The 17,272-nt window shown below is 54.8% G+C and carries 14 protein-coding genes and 1 tRNA gene; 8 read left to right on the top strand and 7 right to left on the bottom strand.

Features of this window, described 5'->3' with window-relative positions; genetic code table 11:
- From B3C38_RS05640 to B3C38_RS05610, 7 genes are all read right to left on the bottom strand, one after another.
- Complete coding sequence (locus tag B3C38_RS05640) at positions 1-1,866, bottom strand: O-antigen ligase family protein (RefSeq protein WP_256166283.1); 1,866 nt, start codon at positions 1,864-1,866, stop codon at positions 1-3.
- A complete protein-coding gene (locus B3C38_RS05635) occupies positions 1,863-5,039 on the bottom strand; it encodes an efflux RND transporter permease subunit (RefSeq protein WP_286726147.1) in 3,177 nt (1,058 codons plus the stop codon). Before B3C38_RS05635 ends, B3C38_RS05640 begins: the two co-directional genes overlap by 4 nt.
- On the bottom strand, positions 5,036-8,092 hold the full coding sequence (locus B3C38_RS05630) for an efflux RND transporter permease subunit (RefSeq protein WP_286726146.1): 3,057 nt from the start codon (positions 8,090-8,092) through the stop codon (positions 5,036-5,038). Before B3C38_RS05630 ends, B3C38_RS05635 begins: the two co-directional genes overlap by 4 nt.
- Positions 8,093-8,102: 10 nt before the next feature.
- Positions 8,103-9,179 carry an efflux RND transporter periplasmic adaptor subunit gene (locus B3C38_RS05625; protein ID WP_022331886.1) on the bottom strand — a complete coding sequence of 359 codons (1,077 nt, stop codon included), beginning with the start codon at positions 9,177-9,179 and terminating at the stop codon, positions 8,103-8,105.
- Between the two features lie 8 nt (positions 9,180-9,187).
- Complete coding sequence (locus tag B3C38_RS05620) at positions 9,188-10,744, bottom strand: TolC family protein (RefSeq protein WP_256166281.1); 1,557 nt, start codon at positions 10,742-10,744, stop codon at positions 9,188-9,190.
- Positions 10,745-11,366: 622 nt separating this feature from the next.
- Positions 11,367-11,444: transfer RNA gene (locus tag B3C38_RS05615), tRNA-Val, on the bottom strand.
- 213 nt (positions 11,445-11,657) lie between these two features.
- Entirely contained in the window at positions 11,658-12,062 is a 405-nt protein-coding gene (locus tag B3C38_RS05610) for a helix-turn-helix domain-containing protein (protein ID WP_217728892.1), read from the bottom strand.
- Positions 12,063-12,395: 333 nt separating this feature from the next.
- Between B3C38_RS05610 and B3C38_RS05605 the strand changes: the two genes are divergently transcribed.
- The 8 genes from B3C38_RS05605 to B3C38_RS05570 all read left to right on the top strand — a co-directional run.
- On the top strand, positions 12,396-12,764 hold the full coding sequence (locus tag B3C38_RS05605) for a DNA-binding protein (protein ID WP_022331882.1): 369 nt from the start codon (positions 12,396-12,398) through the stop codon (positions 12,762-12,764).
- A gap of 147 nt (positions 12,765-12,911) precedes the next feature.
- On the top strand, positions 12,912-13,289 hold the full coding sequence (locus B3C38_RS05600; RefSeq protein WP_286726144.1) for a hypothetical protein: 378 nt from the start codon (positions 12,912-12,914) through the stop codon (positions 13,287-13,289).
- Between the two features lie 228 nt (positions 13,290-13,517).
- Entirely contained in the window at positions 13,518-14,645 is a 1,128-nt protein-coding gene (locus B3C38_RS05595) for a RepB family plasmid replication initiator protein (protein WP_014774734.1), read from the top strand.
- A gap of 22 nt (positions 14,646-14,667) precedes the next feature.
- Positions 14,668-15,423 (top strand): ParA family protein, encoded by a 756-nt coding sequence (locus tag B3C38_RS05590; RefSeq protein ID WP_193759117.1) that lies wholly within the window; start codon positions 14,668-14,670, stop codon positions 15,421-15,423.
- 8 nt (positions 15,424-15,431) lie between these two features.
- Positions 15,432-15,662 carry a hypothetical protein gene (locus B3C38_RS05585; protein ID WP_014774736.1) on the top strand — a complete coding sequence of 77 codons (231 nt, stop codon included), beginning with the start codon at positions 15,432-15,434 and terminating at the stop codon, positions 15,660-15,662.
- 2 nt (positions 15,663-15,664) lie between these two features.
- Positions 15,665-15,937: a hypothetical protein gene (locus B3C38_RS05580; RefSeq protein ID WP_130065654.1), complete on the top strand. Its 273-nt coding sequence runs from the start codon at positions 15,665-15,667 to the stop codon at positions 15,935-15,937.
- Positions 15,934-16,692 carry a M23 family metallopeptidase gene (locus B3C38_RS05575; protein WP_022043622.1) on the top strand — a complete coding sequence of 253 codons (759 nt, stop codon included), beginning with the start codon at positions 15,934-15,936 and terminating at the stop codon, positions 16,690-16,692. The genes B3C38_RS05580 and B3C38_RS05575 overlap by 4 nt, the downstream gene beginning before the upstream one ends.
- Before the next feature lie 364 nt (positions 16,693-17,056).
- A partial coding sequence (locus B3C38_RS05570) for a DUF3575 domain-containing protein (protein ID WP_286726141.1) occupies positions 17,057-17,272 on the top strand: 216 nt, incomplete at its 3' end.

Below are 17,272 nucleotides of genomic sequence, written 5' to 3'. Positions count from 1 at the left end.
TTACTCCCGTATTTCGCCCGAAGGGGGCATTTCCAACAATTTGCGCAGTTCTGCCTGCATCTCCCGCGTCTGTACCGATTCGACCTTGGGCTTATGCGCAATGACCCGGCATGCCGTGGCGAACGCCTTTTCCGTCTGCCCATCCGCAAGGTAGAGTTTCGCAAGCAGGTAAAGCGGGTAAACCCGATCCGGGATCATACGGTGCGCATGGAGATAGGCCAGCTCGGCAGCCGCGACATCCCCCAACATTTCGTAATTTCGCCCCGCGATATTCCAGAACATCGGGTCGCTGCTGATCCGCATCCCCTCACGCAGGATTTCATTGCTTTGCCGGTAGCTGCCCGTTTTGTGCAGCGCATAGCCGTAGTCGTATAAAAACCGAAAGTCGCCCTGCAGAGCGTCGTGGTAACGGGGCCCGTCTTCGACCAGGTAGTCGTACCGTCCGGAATTCGGCCAGATGCGGATCTCGCTCCATTGCCGCCGGGCTTCCACACGACGGGCATAGCGGCTGTACAATCCCGTCCAGCATACGAGACATCCCGCAAGTGCCAGCAACACGACGACATGCCCCCGCCCGGGGATCGGGACAACCCGTTTCGAGCACGTCCCGGCAAGCAATACGACGAACAGCAGCCGCAATGGCAACACGCCCCACGGATAGGAGAAGCAGGCGAAAACTGCCGCTGCCAGCAGCCCGTAACCGAAGGGCGCCCCGCGCCTGAGCTGGCTCACGATTGCGCTTCCCGTTATCAGCAACAGCAACACAAGGCCTACTGCCCCAGTTTCCGCCCCGGTCTGCAGGAATTCGTTGAATCCCGCCTCGGGGCATCCGGCGACCTGAGTTTCGGCTTTCGGACGCTCTTCCGAGGCGAAGTAACGTGCCTGTTCTTCGCCGAACGCGCCTGCGAAATTTCCGATCCCGCCCCCGCAGAGCGGATGGCGGAGCATGATCCGCGTGTCGATCTTCCACATCAGCAGGCGTCCCTCGGCCGAAGGGCGCTTGATATGGTATGCCCCGGCCCCGATGCCCGCGAGGAGCAGCACAGCCAGCCCCGAAAGTACCCCCACGCGCAACGGATGCGCACGGTAAACGTACCGGAAGCGTCCCCGGACATTCCACACGCGGAATGCCAAGGCCCCGCAGCCCACGGCGGCGGCGACCAGCGCGGCCCTGCTCATCGACGCCGGAAGGACGACGACCGTCATCAGCGCCGCAACCCAGCCGAGCAGGTAAGGCGCCACGCCCCACAGCAGGACTCCGGCACGCAGGCGCCGCAGCGAGCCCCACGTTCGCAACGCCCGTTCGGCAAACCGGTATCTGGCGACACAGGCCGCGGCACACACGAATACGGGGGCGATGAACCCCGCATACGGGCCCGGGTTGAAAAGCGTGCCGGTTATTCTGAACAGCCCGTGGTTGGACTGCGCGAACCCGTAGATCTGACGGATGCCGACCCATGCTTCATAAATGCCCAGTACGCATAAAAGCATGAGCAGGAGTGTCATTGTCCGCCGCTCGGCCGTAAAGATGATCCGCAAGGCGGCGTAGAGCATCGCGGCCTGCAGCAACTCGTCATACCTGACCGCCGAAGCCAACCCGGGCCACAGGAACCTGCCTGCCGTAACCCAGCCCAGGAACAAGATCGCATACATATCCGTACGGTTCACATACAGGCGGGGCAGGTAGCACAGATAGTAACAGGCCGCCAGGGCTGTCAGGGCCGCGGTCGCCCGTAGCGACAGGAGGACATTCCCCTGCAACTCCTGCACGGGCATGTCGAGCGCAGGAACCAGCAGGAACCAGGCGGCGACCACGAACAGAAACGCCAGCGGATAACGCAGGAGCGGATGTGGGCACCGCGTCATGGCAGGTTGCAGGTTTTACGCCGCATCGGCAGGAAAACCGGCAGATAGACGACCAGGGCCACGATCGAGAACAACGTCCCGCTGATGGCGGCCATGGCGAATGCGAACCAGAAAACCTCCTCCGGGCCGTCGTACAGGAACGGCACCAGGCCCAGCACGGTCGACAGGATGGTGAGCATGATGGGAATGATCTTGTGGTTATACGCCTTCAGGTAGAGCCGGATCCCATGCTGGTGCGAAACATCGGCCCAGTTGTTCTGCTCGTTGATCAGGTAGATGCCGGCGTTGACCACAATACCGCACAGCAGGACGAAAGCGGCGAACCCGCCCTGGTCGAAGACGAAATCCGACCAGCCGAACGTGAGGAACACCCCGATGAACGAGACGGGGATCATCAGGATGATGACGACGGGTTTGCGCAGGGATTCGAAGATGACGGCGCACATGGTATATATTATCGCGACGACCAGCAGTATGAGCCACACCTGCAGTTGTTTCTCCTCCTGCCAGAACCCGGACGACGGCGAATCGACCCGAAAACCGATGGGCAGAATCTCCTCGTTGAATTGCTTGACGGTACGTTCGATCAGCCGCCTCCCAAGTTCGTACGACCCGATGAAATCGTACCCGACCAATATCTGATACGACTGCCTGTCGCGGCTGATGGAGACGCCCGTGCGCTGTTTTTCGATGGATCCGACCGCCGCGAGTTTCGTCTGCCGCGAGTCGATGCGTACCTGGGCATTGGCCACATGCCAGCGGTCGAAACGGTCGCGGTCACCCGATTCGAGCACGACCTGCTGGAGTTCCTCGCCATTGTAAACCGGCGACAGCCGCGATCTGAAAAGCATCGTACTGAGCATCCCGTAATAATCGGCCACGTCGAGCCCCGCGGCGGCGATTCGTTCGTCGTCGTAGCGGATGTTGAATTCGTTGTGGGGCAGCGACCATGCGTTGCCGTCCATGATCTCGGGATTGGAGACGCGGCGGTTCCGGGACAGGGTATCGATCAGCGCGTCGGCATAGGCCGAGAGCTGGTCGTAATTGTAGCCTTTGAGCCGGAACTGGTTCGAACGGTAGTTGTTGACGACGTTGTTGTTGAACGTGTTGTCGTCGATGCCCCGGATGTACCAGGTCGCGCCGCCGAAGTTGATCGCCGCGGAGGTAAGCTCCTGTTTGAGCATCGCCGGGAACGGGCCGTATTCGAATTCGGGTTTGAACGTGATCTCGATCTGTGCGTTATCGTAGGAGGTGATGCGCGTGCGGAACATGTCGACCTGATCGAAACGGCTGATGTAGTTTTCCATATGCCGCACGACCTCGTTGAGCTGCTGGACGGTACACCCTTCGGCCATTCCCGCGCTGACATAGAGGCGTTTCTGCTCCGGCGTGCGGAAATTATCGTACCGGTTGGTCGCGGTGCGGAACAGGTGCAGCGACGACCCGAAGACTTTGTCGATCACGGGACGGTGTTCGGAAACGGCCTGGCTCCCCATGATGCCGTTGTAGGCTTCGGCCCATACGGAGAGCTCCCTGTCCTTGCTTTCGGCGATCTTGTCGGGCAGCAGGAACGTCGGGATGCCGAACCCCCATACCAGCGCCACAACGAAGATCCAGCGGTGCCTGCGTCCCCAGGCGATAAACCACCCGTACCCGCGTGAAAACCGCACGACGAGCCTCCGGCGGCGCACGGACGCACCCGTCATGCTGCGCCCCAGCGGAAACTTATCGAGCAACGACGGGATGAACAGCAGCGCGACGAGCAGGGATACGACCAGGTTGACGACGATCACCAGTGAAAAGTCGGTCAGGTTGGCCTGCTGCTCCTCAGGCAGCAGCCAGACGATTCCCAACGCGCCGATCGTCGTCAGCAGCGCCCCGAGGATGGAAACGAATATCCGCCGGTCGCGGTAGTAGCTGTAATGATCGACCATGATGATCGACGTGTCGATGATGATCCCCAGCGAGACCGTGATCCCGGCGAGCGTATAAATATGGATATCCAGCCGGAGCAGGTTGTAAAAGACCACGGCGACCAGGATATTGACCACGAGCGTCGCCATGATGATCAGCAGATAGCGGAAATCCCGGCTGACCAGATAGACGAACAACAGCAGGATGGCGACGCAGAGCAGCGCGCGGACGTAGATTTTATGCAGTTCCCCCGAGACGTACTGCGAAGCGTCGTAGGTCAGCGTCGCGGACAATTCGTCCGGGAAGGAGGCTTGAAGGCGCTGCATCTCCGCCTTGACCGAAGAGGCGACCTTCAGGATATTCGTGTGCGGATCGCCGACCACCGAGAGGTTGATCGTATTGAGGCCGTTGATGCGGAAATAGCTCGTCGGGAGCGCTTCGCGCCAGCGCGCCGTGGCGAAATCGCGCAGGTAGTAGATGCGGCCGTTGCGGCGCGCGACGGGAATCTCCCCGAAATCGAGCCCGGCACGGTTTCGGAGCTTCAGCACGATGCTCCGCTCGCTGCCGTCGGCTTGCGGGAGCGCCGTCATACCGATCACGTCGCTGCGGAAATAATTCTGGAATGCCAGGGCAAGATCCGAGGCCGTGATCCCGGCGGCCTCCATTGCCTTGGGGAGGAACGTGACGACCCATTCGAAGGGGGTGACACCCGACAGCACGACCCGCCCGACCCCCTCGACCTGCGACAGCGGGGTCGAGACGTGGGCCTTCACATACTCTTCGATGCGTTCGGAGGGCAGGTCGGCCTTGATCGTATAGACCAGCGTCTCGGATTCGCGGCTGCCGGAGGTGGCGAGCGAAATATAGGGATAGGAAATTTCCTGCGGCAACTTGCCATAGAGATTCCGGATCGCCGACGCGACTTCGAAACGGGCGGCTTCCATGTCCGTTCCCTTACGGAATGCGACCGAGATATTGCCGTAGCCCTTGGCCGAGCGGGAGGAGACGTTCTCGCACCCCGCGACGGTCGACATGGCGCCTTCGATACGCGAGGTGGCGCTCTGCTCGATCAGGCGCGCCGAGGCGTCCGGCCAGGAGAAATAGATGTCGATCCTTCGCCCGGCTTCCGACGGCGTATACTGGATATTGAGCATGGGCAGCATGGCCGCCCCGATGACCGCCAGCGCCGCCATGATCAGCAGCACCGAAAATGCGGGGATGCCCCTCCGCGACGGGGGTATGGGTCGCGGGACGTTCATCGGCGGGGTCGGTAAATCTCGTAATAAGCCAGCGGGATGAAGAATACGCTCACCAGCGTACCCACAATCATTCCGCTGATGATGGTCAGCGACATCGGGAGTTGCAGGTCGGAGCCCATGTCGCCGTGCGACAGGAACGGCGCTACGGCCAGGATCGTCGTGAGCGAGGTCATGACGATGGCTTTCAGGCGCCTCCGCCCGGCCTCCATGATGGCATGCTTGAGCCCCATGCCCTGACGCCGCAGCGTATTGATCGTGTCGATCTTGAGGATCGAGTCGTTGATCACGATGCCGCAAACCACGATCAGTCCGATCATCGACATCAGGTTCAGCGTCTGCCCGAATGCCCAGAGGACGACGAGTGCCCCGAAGAGGTCGATGACGATCTCCGAGAGGATGATCCATGGCTGGACGAGCGATTCGAATTGTGCGGCCAGGATGAAGAACAGCAGCAGCAGGGCGACGGCAAGCACCCCGGCAAGCTGCCCCACCATGCCGCGGTTCGAGAAATAGCTGCCGCTAAAGCTCACCTCGAAATGTTCGTCCTCCGCCACACAGCCCCGGATCGTGCCGATGACGGCCGGGACATCCTTGGCCCGGGGCGCGAGGTCGAGCGGGTAATAGTTACCCTCGGCCCCGGCCACGACATGTTTCAGGTCGCGGGTCATTGTCTGGCGCATCAGGATGCCGACCGGGATTTCAGCCTCGGGGGTATGGATGAACGTATTGCCGAGCAGATCGTCCAGGCTGCGCAGGTCGTTGCCGATCACCACCGGCAACGATTCGTCGCCCGTGGTAACCGTGAAAAGCGTATTCTCGTTGAGCGCATTGCGCAGCGCGGCTATGAGGTCGTTGTAGGTCACGCCGTACAACGCCATCCGGTCGGGCTGTGCGATGTAGAGAATGTCCTCCTGCATGGCGACCGGCGGGATTTCCTGCCCCGGCAGCGCATCCCGTATGCGGCCGAGCAGCCGTTGCAACTGTTCCGGGTCGGCACTGCTCCCGGTCGTCGAACGCAGGCGTGCGGTAAGCACGGCTTCACGCTCGGCGAAGATCATGTCGAATACGTTGCCCGAAACGCCGAACGAACAGCGGGCCGCAGGGGCGTTCGCCGCCAGATAGCCGCGGATGGCATCCTGAACGGGTGCCACGTCGTCCGGTTCATGGCACTTGAGGTAAACCGTGGCCTCGGCTACCCCGTTCTCCTCGGTATGCGAAAGGACGAACTGCTGGACGCCCGCCATGACCGTGGATTGAAGGATGCGATCCCCCAGCGAGGCGACGAGGTTTTCCGTCCTGCGGGCGTTCTCCTCGGCCGAGATGCGGTCGTTCCAATCGATGCGGACTAACATGTCGCTGTAAGTCATCGCCGGCAGCCGTTCCTTGTCGATCACCCAAAAGAGTCCCGCCAGCCCCAGTACCGCGACGACATAAATGCCCCACATCAGCCCGCGACGGCGGAAAAACCATTTCAGGATGACGTCGTACCTGTCGATGATCCGGTCGAAGGAGAAGAACGCGAGCCACGGCGTAGGCCGGAAGGCCTGCTGCCGGCTGTACCACCAGCGGTAATAAACCGGCAACAGTGTGACGGAGACCCCGTAGGCGACGAACAGCGTGATGGCTACGGCCATCGCCTGGTCGTAGAAGAGCGCCCCCGCCATGCCGTTGAGGAAGATCAGCGGGACGAATACCGCGCAGGTCGTCAGCACGGACGACAGCATGGGAACCATGACTTCCTTGGTGCCCTGCGTGACGGCACCGGCCAGCTGCTCCCCGCGTATCCAGCGGGCCGTGATGTTGTCGATGACGATGATCGAATTGTCGACCATCATACCGATGCCCAGCACCAGTCCCGACAGGGAGATGATGTTGATCGAGATATGCAGCAGGTAGAAAACCAGGATCGAGACAATCAGCGTCACGGGAATGGTCAGGATCACCAGCATCGGCGACTTCATGTCGCGCATGAAAAAGAAGATGATGACGCAGGCCAGCAATGCCCCCGTGATGATGTTGTTCACCAGATTCGAGATCGAATAATCGAGCAGTTCGGTCTGGTCGCGCGTGACGGTGAATTCCACGTCCGGATAGTCGTAACGGAACTGCCGGAGTTGCTTGTCGAGCTCGTCCTTGAGCTTCGACATCCGGGCGTCCGCCTGCTTGACGACCGCCAGCGACACGGCGTTGCGGCCGTCCGAAAACACCATGCCCTGCCGTTTGCGGGGATGCTCGACGACCGCAGCCAGTTCCTTGAGGCGGAACAACCGGCCGTTGATTTTCAGAAAAATATCCTCTATATCCTTCCTTCCGTTTATCGCCGACCGGAATTTCACGTTGTACTGGTATTCCCCGTCCCGGATGGCAAGGCTCCCCAGGGTTACGTTCGCCCGGCGCAACGCCCCCTCGACGGCGGCGATGGTGATGCCCGCCTGGCGGAGTTTCGCCTCGTCGGGGATAACCAGCAGTTCCGGGGCAACGGTGCCGCTCAGGTCGACCATGGCCACCTCGGGCAACTGCTCGATGCGCTTGGTGATGACCTGCGAGGCAAAACGGCTCAGCGCCGCGAACCGGTCGGATACGGGATGCAGTTCGTCCCGGTGCCCGGCCGGTTGATCCCCCCGTACGGTGAGGTTGATGTAGAAGGCCGGGATGTCGGTGACGCTCGCCTTGATTACCTTCGGGCGCTCCACATCGCGGGGCAGGGAAGTCGTCGAACGGTCGATCTTCTCGTTCACCTCGATGAACAGGTAGTCGATGTCCGAGCCCTGCTCGAAGGTCAGGTGGATAATGCCGCTTCCTTCGCGGGCCTCGCTGCGCAGGTCGGTCAACTGCGACAACTGGATGAGTTGCTGCCGCAGCGGGGTGATGACGGTTTCATCCAGCTGCCGGGCCGAAAGCCCCTGCGCGGGGATCTGCACCGTGATATACGGCGCGTCGACATCCGGCACGAGCGACACCGGCAGCAGGCGGCTGCTGACGATGCCCAGGATGAGCAGGACGACGGCGATCATCGTCACGGCGATAGGCCGGTCGAGGAGTTTGCGTAACATGGGTGCGGTGTTATTGTTTCCCGCCGAGCGAGACCTCCGAGCCGTCGGCCAGATTCAGGTTCCCCGAAACGATCACCAGGTCGCCGGGGTTGAGTTCCGCTCCGCGGTCCAGATTCGCTTCGACCACATACTCCCGACTGTTGGCCAGCGAGGTATGTACGTAAGTCCATTGCGCCCGGCCGTCCTTGTAGCGGAACAGCACTTCGAGATTGTCGCGGATGACCACCGCGCTCTTCGGCACGACCAGTTGCCCGGGCACCTTTTGCCGCACCGCCACCCGGACGTTCATCCCGTCGGCCAGCGTGCCGTCGTTGACCACTTCGGCATCGACCTGCACCTGTCCGTGCACATCGATCGAAGGGTTGATCGCCGTAATGCGTCCTTTCACCTCCTTGCGCAGGTCGGCGAACGGGCTGACGCCGATCTCCTGCCCCGGACGGAGCAACCCGTATTCGGATTCGAGGACAGAGAAGCGGACGTCCAGCCGGCTGTCGTCCAGCAGGGTGCAGAATTCGCCTTTCGATTTCTCATAGACCTGCTGTTCCACATCGGCGACCTTTCCCGCAAAGGGAGCCCGCAGGGTACAGTGAGCCAGGCTGCGGCGGGCGCTGAGCAACGATGCCGTGGCATCGGCATACCCCGAGCGGATGCGTGCCAGCTGCACGACTTCGGCCGGAGGGGTGACCGTGTCGCCGGCCTGATAGCCCAGCCCGACCAACACATCGTAAAACCCCAGCCGCGCCTTGTCCAACGCCAGCCGCGCCTTATGCAGCTGAAGGGCATAGTCGCTCGTGTCGATGCGGGCGATCGGCTCCCCGGCGCCTACGCGGGAACCGTTCTTCGCAGCTATCGCCGCGATGGTTCCCGAAACCTCGAAGGAGAGCGTGCTGCGCTTCGAGGCTCCCAGCCGTCCGTTGCTGATCAGCTCCCGCATGAAGTCGCGCCTTTGCAGCGTATCCACCGTGACTTCGTTGCGTTCGATGCGGTGCTGCATGCGATCCTGTGCCGCATCCGTCTTTTCGTTCTTCGTTTTGCCGCAGCCCGCAAGGAGCACCGCACAAAGCAAATAGGGGTAGTATTGTTTCATGGCAAGGGTTATTCTTCAATGAGGCGGTCGAACTCGGCGCCGATATCAGTGTGGGAAATGAAGTCGTAAAGGGTCTTGCGGCGCAGCGAGTAATAGTAGCTCCAGAAATCGGCCAGTGCCGACACGTAGGTCTGGCTGGCCTGGTCTTTTTCGGTCTGCGCCGTATTCATGTCCGTAACGGACACCGTCCCCCGCCTGAAATTCTCCATCGCGATGGCATAGCGGCTTTCAGCGACCTCCCGTGCCCGGGCGGCCACGACGCACTGGTTCCGCTGGTTATGGAATTGTTCGATGAGCGTATAGATTGTGTGCCGGTAATCGGTTTCGTCCTGCTCGATCTGGTTGCGTACCATGTCGGCCCGCGCCTTGGCCATACGGACGCGCCCCTTGCCCATGCCCCAGTCGAAAAGCGGGATGGAAAACTGGAGTCCGATGACCTCCTGGTCGAGCAGGTTCGAATAGGCCGTCCGGAACTCCTCGCCGGTCTGGGACAATCCGAACCGGGCATTTATCGTAGCCGTAGCGCCCCGTTCGGCCTTGGCCTTGGCGATGCCCGCCTCGGCATTGAGCGTCCGCAGTTGGTTGCTGGCATTGAACGACGAATTTTCCAGGGCCTTGTCCAGTACGGTCGCATAGTCGACCTCGATGGCGGGGATACGGTCGTCTAACACCGGGTCTATATCGACGTTCTCGCTGTAACGCAGGTAAGAGTTGAACCGCATACGCTGTTCGCGGACGGCCAGTGCCGTGTCGTTGATCGCCAGGCTGTCGTTGAGCATGCGCAATTGCAACTGGAGCAGCTCGTCGTTGGTGATGCTCCCCAGTTTCAACCGCTCTTCGGCGATGGAATAGAGGGATTTGGTATTGCCGTAGTTCTTGACGGCGATGGTATGCCTGGTTTTGCTCAGCAGCAAGCTGAAATAGTAACTCACGGCCTGCACCGTGATGTCCTCCATGGCTTCGATGTAGGTGCGTTTGGCCAGTTCGTACTCTTTCGGGGCGATCTTCTTGTTCCACCTGAAGCTGTTGTAGGCAAAGAGCGGCTGGGTATAGGAAAGCGTGATAGGCTGCGAATAATAGGATTTCGATTCCTTGGGGGCGAACTGGTCGAGGCGGTTGAGCGACGAATAGAGCCTGAGGGTGCCGCCCGTCAGGGTGATATTCTGCTGGATGGCGAGTCCCAGTGTGTTTTGCAGGTTGTAGTTCTCCAGATAACGCATCTCTCCGGTGTCGTAATCCTGCAACAGGCGCAGCGAACGGTCGAAACTCAGCACCTCGCCGCTCAGGTTGAGCGACGGAAGCCGGCTCGCCTGGTAGGAGCGGAACGACCAGTACGAGGAGAGAAACGTATATTTGGCGACCATCGCGGCGATCGAATGGTTTTGCGCCGAATAGATCGCCTTGTCGAGCGTCAGGCGGAGCTGAATCTGAGTCCGGCTCGCAACCCTCTCCCGAACCGAATCCGGCGGCAAGGGCAGGGCTGCCCCGGATTGCGCCGGGGAAGAGATCGCGATACCTGCACAAACGATAAATATCAACGTACTTCGTACCGATATGAATTTCATAGGCTATTACAGTGAGATCGTGACGCAATCGGGTATATTACACAATACTATTATAAATCAGGAACCATCCACTCGCCATAAAAACATTCCGGGCCGCTGCAATCGCACGACAACCGATCGACGGCAAACGAACCCGGATTTATTAAGTACTATGTATTATTCCGCATATAAATTTAAATCAAAAAAATGAGATTTGCAACTATGCCGGAATAAAAGTTCGGGAAGGAGATAGATCGGGTTGTTTTAGGCGTCTCGAATGGCATAAGGCACCGGCTCCCGCTCGGTACAACGCCTTTGCCATCTTTTCTGCCTCATAAACCCCGGAATAGCTATTTTCCCGGGACAACCCGAGGAAAACAGATCGCCCCTTCCCGCCTCACCGATTTCCATTTTCCAAGACGGCTTCGCCATCCACAACCAACGCATTGACCACCGAGTCATCAACAGATCTGCTCCGTTTGCAAGCATTTTTGACTTGCAGCACAGAATGCGCACAGTTGTCGCCAAGTAGTTTCCCGGTTTGACTTCCGGCTTAACCCGGCAGCTGAAAAACGCTGAAATACACGAGAATAGCACACATAAAAATCAGACAGCTGCATTTCTGCAACTGTCTGATTTTCATTGGTGGGAACAAGCGGATTTGAACCGCTGACCTCCTGCTTGTCGAGCAGGCGCTCTAAACCAACTGAGCTATGCTCCCGGAACAAAAAAGCCACTTGCATTACTGTAAGTGGCTGATTTTCAGTTGTGGGAGCTGAGGGATTCGAACCCCCGACCCTCTGCTTGTAAGGCGATCTATCACACCCCGCACAACCAACTATCAGCCTATAAGTTAGCTATAATATGAAATTATTTTGCAAAACCAACAGTAAAAAAGTATTTATAATATCAATAATCTAAACAATTCAAACCTCTATATATCAGCTAATTGAGCGTCTATTACATGGGGGGGGGCATTATTCAGACCTAATTTTCGCTCCAATTCTTCTACATGAATTTTTAACCGTTCATTTTCTCGAATCAGCTGTTCATCACGATGAAGAATCATCCCCACAGTAGTATCAGTTGCAACATTATCTACGACCTCTTTATCAACTTTCATTCGTCCCTTGCCCTGCATCAACCATTCAATCGACACGTCAGGGAATGTTGCAATAAATTTCGCCAACACATCTTCAGTAATACCCGTCTTTGACTCCAGTGTACCACGAGACACGCCTATTTTCGCATAAAATTCGCGTTTGCTAATATTAAGATTATCAGCAAATTGCAAAATTCTTTGCTTGATTGGCGAAATCTTTTGCTCTTTTTCTTGCATTTTGGCGAAATATTTTACAACTTTGCATTGTGATACATGCGTACTACATTCAAGCACCACAATAAACTGGGTAAAGATATAATAAAAACTACTGAAAGCCAAGCAAAATGGGTAAAAAAACATCATTCTGCAGAACTCCGCATAAAGCCAGCTGGGAGAACTACCTAAAGAATCTGGACATTGATGCGTCTGTGAGTTTCAAAAATGTGGACAATACTGCAGCCAACGCCCGCCAAGCGATCAAGAGATTTCTCAAAAAATGGCCCGGAAGAAAATTTTCAACTAAAACGTGTAAAGAAGATCATTCTTTCACGATAGTAAGGATAAAATAGCATGGCACAGGAAACTATCAAACGACGTAAACGCAAACGCGGAAGCGAAATGTCCATGAAGGAACTCCAGCAGCTCGAATTCCTAAATGGCGTACAGGCTGCGCGATACTGTGGAATATCGCCCAGAACATTCTACTACTACCTCAAGCAAATCGACATACAGAAGTACACCCGCACAACCATGTCAAACGGGGAGAAAATACTCTACCGTCGAAATGAGCTGGATGAAAAATTGCGACCCAAATCTTTGATACAGACAGTTCAATTTATACATATTCAGGAGCAAAATCAATCTCTGACCGCAAAAAAGAGAAAAGCTCTTGGCCCTCAAGGTAACGCCGTGACGGTCTTACAGAGGGCAGCGAAGTAGATGGTCACAATTCGCGCATTGGTCGTAAGTACAGGTTCTCACGAGCGATGTATGACAAGGCCAACAAGCAAAACATCTACTTCGAGCAGCAAGGGCGCATTGCAGAAAGCCCTCTCAGCGCCCTTGCTTTTTAAAATTTAGGAAACTATGCCCGGAAATAAACCACTGACACGCGAAGAGTTCCGAGCCTACATGAAGGAGCGGGATCGAAAACACAAAGCCTATGACACTGCCGAGAGGACAGTGAAGGTCATGTATAAAAGTCTGTGCCCGGCTTGCGAATACAACGCAACCCACGGCAAGAAAATCATCTATAACTGCCCGAATTGCAAGGTCAGATATTGGAACAATTGCAGTAAGAATCAGGTCAAAAACGGCGGAATATTATCCGCCCTTCAAAGCAAGTATGGAAATATCGAATGGGTCAAAGCCTACAACCCAGATGGCACGCTTTACTATGAGTGGAAACGCCACGAGTGTAGGTACAAGCAAGATATTGATGGAAGATGGGTTCCAAAAGATTAATAAAAAATATTGCGTTATGGCTGCTAAAACTTGCGTCACACAGAACAAGGTCACAATAACCTTCAGCACCCCAGAGGAGATAGCGACTCTCAATCTTATCAAGGGAATAACTTTCTCCCGATCATACAAAAAGGCAATCATGCAGATGGTCGAGACATACGATGCGCTCTCGAAGGAGTGCTCTAACCTGAAAGCAGCGTCTCATAAATAACCGCTATTGACGAAGCCGTGAATCACAAGATAAAGACAGACATCGGGTATTGTGTGGTCAGCGACGATTGTGCGCTCGACGAAGAAGAACTGAAAACATTGGCTGCCGACATCAAAAAGCAACCGAAGCTCACACAACCGAATTTCTTTATCGACATGCGTTACGACTATAAATTCATCCAGTTGCAGGCATTGTTGAAAATCACGGAACTACTCCAACCGGTAATCCAAGGTAATATTAAGAACAAAACATCGGGAATCGCCAATATGGACTGCGTAAGCGTATACCAAGAACGAAACGAGGTGGAGATCGTACTTCCCCTCGCCTCTTTCGGCGTATTGCGACATTATTACGAAGAATTACGGGCCGCTTTGATTGCCATGCCTACTATCCAAGTCGATTACCCCAAATGGTCACATCAGTTCCGTAAAACACTACATGGCAAGGGGCCGCTCTGCACGTATGTAGCCATAAGTCGGGACGAGAAGAACAAACGCCGGGAATTGGTACATTTTTTCTTCCCGATCGAGGTAGCTGCATGCATGGTCACTCCCCAGTTCGGCTTTACAAGATTGCTTCAGCGCTCCCTCGAAAAATTCAAGAATATCTATACAACCAAAATCTATTTGCAGATTTGCAGATCGGCAGATGCCGGCAAATGGGTCGTAAGTTATTCTACCCTCCGGAAGATCTTATGTGTCGGCAATAAATTCCGGCGCTACTACGACTTTCGGAACCGCATTCTCAAAGAGGCCGAAAACGCACTCCGAGGGAACTCTAATCATTGGTTCGGTCTGGCTGAATGTTTCAAGAAAGGCGAGCAAGATCCTTACCTTTTGATCTTCAATATCTATTCGGCAAACAACCGACAAAACAGTTACGACGAATATAACCGACTCCGGGATAAGATGCTCTCGACAATGGTTGATTCCATGCATATTACGAGAGCTACGGCGCTGGCGCTTACGCGGAAAGTCAATATCCGCAATTACAATTACGTCTGGCGCAAGCATAACCTGCTAATAGCCAACATCGCCGGCAATGACGAAGTCCTCGACAAAAAGGCATACTATGTCAGCACCATGGAGCGCATCATCGAAACGGAGAAATACAGCAAACTCGCAGTACAACAAGATCTTTTTTAATAACCTTCAAAAACCGCTTACTATGAAAACGATCACGATCACAAATCTGAAAGGCGGGGTTGGCAAGACCACAACCGCGATCAACCTGGCGCACCGCCTCGCATCCGAGGACAAGCGAGTTCTCCTGCTCGACACGGATCACCAGGCCAACCTGTCCCGTTTCTTCAACGCCCAGTCCGAAAGAAACATCTACCAACTGTTCATCGGCAAGACCATTCCCCAGCCTTATGCAATCTCCGACAACCTGCATATAATTTCTTCAGATATGGAAACCGCCACAATCAACTTCAGGTTGATCGGCCAAATGGCTTGGCATTCAGTTCTGAGAAACAAACTCGTGTCCAGTGGCTTTACAGCACTATATGACTACTGTATAATCGACTGCCCGCCGGCCCTCGATATGATAGTAACGAATGCACTGACGGCGGCAGATTACGTTTTGATTCCGCTTACATCCGGGCAGTTTGCGTACGATGGCCTCCGGAACATCATAGACCGCATCGACGAGATCAAGGAGAGCGCCAACCCACATATTGAAATTCTGGGAATTCTGCTGACGATGGTGTCCGAACGCACCAGAGCGGTAAAAACGGCGAAGGATATGCTTAAGGAGCATGGTCTGGACATCAAGACCTGCGAAGCTCGTATCCGTCAATGCGAGGCCTTCAAGCAGGCCGAACTCAAGCATATCTCAATATTCGATTACGACCCCAAATCCAACGGGGCCTGCGACATGGAGACATTTTTCCAAGAAATACGCCCGCGTATTGAAAAATAAAGAGCGATATGAAATCAGACAGCATTTTCAAGTCATTAGACGCTATTGCCACGGAAGGTATTTCCCGCAAAAAAAGAACGCTCTTTGCGAAAAAGGTCACGATCGACCTCGACGAGCAACACCTAATCATCCTGGACAAACGCCTAAAGATGGCCGGCTACCATGGATGTATGCGGGGCGTAATCTGGGAAGCCCTGGAACTCCTTGCAGATAAATACAACTTACAAAATAACGATTAACCATGACTGATAGCGAATATCTGAGCCAGAGAAAAGAACTGGAGAATCGTATTGCGCAGCTCGATGCCGCGCACCTCAATGACCGCGAATATATGGACGGCGATCATGTCCATATCGACATAGGCTGGAAAAGTGTATGCGGGATGATTTGCGGCTGCTACCTCGAAAAGGCTGACGGAAGTATACACTACTACTATCACCCGCTGAAAAAGGATGGTACTCCGGGGAAAGCTGTCAGATCGACATTTGTGGGTTGCAAACTTACGAAGCTATGAATATCGTGTATCTCTGCATAATCACCTTGTTCGCAGGGCTTACTCCCTCCGGGCAAGCAAAAATCGACAAGTTGCTGAGTATGGCTTCGAACTATCAACAGGTCGAAAAAACCATCATGCTCCTCATGCAGCCGAATAAGGTAATCACCCGGATACCCTGTATCTCGCCGTTGCAGGCCGAGGATCTTCGCCATATCCCGGTAAGTTCAGCATACGGCCAGCGGCTTCACCCGATCCTGAACGAATACAAACATCATTCAGGCGTAGACCTTCCGGGAATATTGGGCGAACGGGTATATGCTACGGCCGACGGCACAGTGGCGGAAGTCGGAGAAAATAAAGTAATCGGAAAATTCGTCAAGCTAACACATGCCTACGGATTCACGACGGTTTACGGACATTTAAGCCAAATTAAGGTCACTGACAATGGAACTGTCCATATCGGTCAGGTAATCGGGTTGGTCGGCAACACCGGCCGCAGCACCGGCCCGCACCTTCACTATGGAGTAAAGAAAAACGGCAAGGAACAGAATCCCCTGCCGTATTGCTATCTGTACCTACACTGGCTGAAAATGTTGAATTGTGAAGGGAAGAATTCCGCTACTTTAGATCACGCCTCTTCCGCTCGATCGTTGCCATCCGTTTCTTCACAGTGCGCCGACCTTTCTCCACGTAGTTCTTATACACGGCATCAGGAATCTCCACGATTTCGTCTTTGTGAGCTGCAATATATTCCTCAAGCAGCTTACTCATAATCTCACTATTCGAAACGGTTATGTTACCCTGACGAATAAAAGTATATTTCAACGTAAAAAATTTTCTGTGCTCTTCTTCCGAAACCGGGAAAGTCATTTGTATCATATTTCCAGCGTTTTGTGCAAAAGTAGAAAAAAATAACAGAAAAGTACCGGTTCTGCTCACATTATTATCATTCAAGATAATAAGTTGATTACACATCAAAATAAATAAATGCCAAAATTAGAATATATCACATTATATACTTGTATTTTATACATAATTTATGGTTATAATGTATTTTATTTATTTAACATATTATACATAAATACACGTTAATAAATTGATTTTCTATATATTTGTCGCATAAAACAGTTGATTATAATGAAACGTTTTCTACTCTTTTTCATCCTAATATCAGCATACTCAACGACATATGCCCAGTTCTCGTCCGTATCGACCAATATCGTCGGATGGGCTGCCGGGAACATAAACGCGGCCGTCGATCTGAACGTGAACTTGCACAATACGATCAACATTCCGGTGTCAGCCAATCCGTTCAAGTTCGGAGACACCCAGTGGAGCCATGTCGTCCTGCAA

It is taken from the genome of Alistipes sp. UBA1686, from assembly GCF_002320215.1.
GTDB classification, from domain to species: Bacteria; Bacteroidota; Bacteroidia; order Bacteroidales; family Rikenellaceae; genus Alistipes; species Alistipes onderdonkii.
Note: the sequence above shows the minus strand (reverse complement) of the source record. Positions and strands in the feature narration are given on the sequence as shown.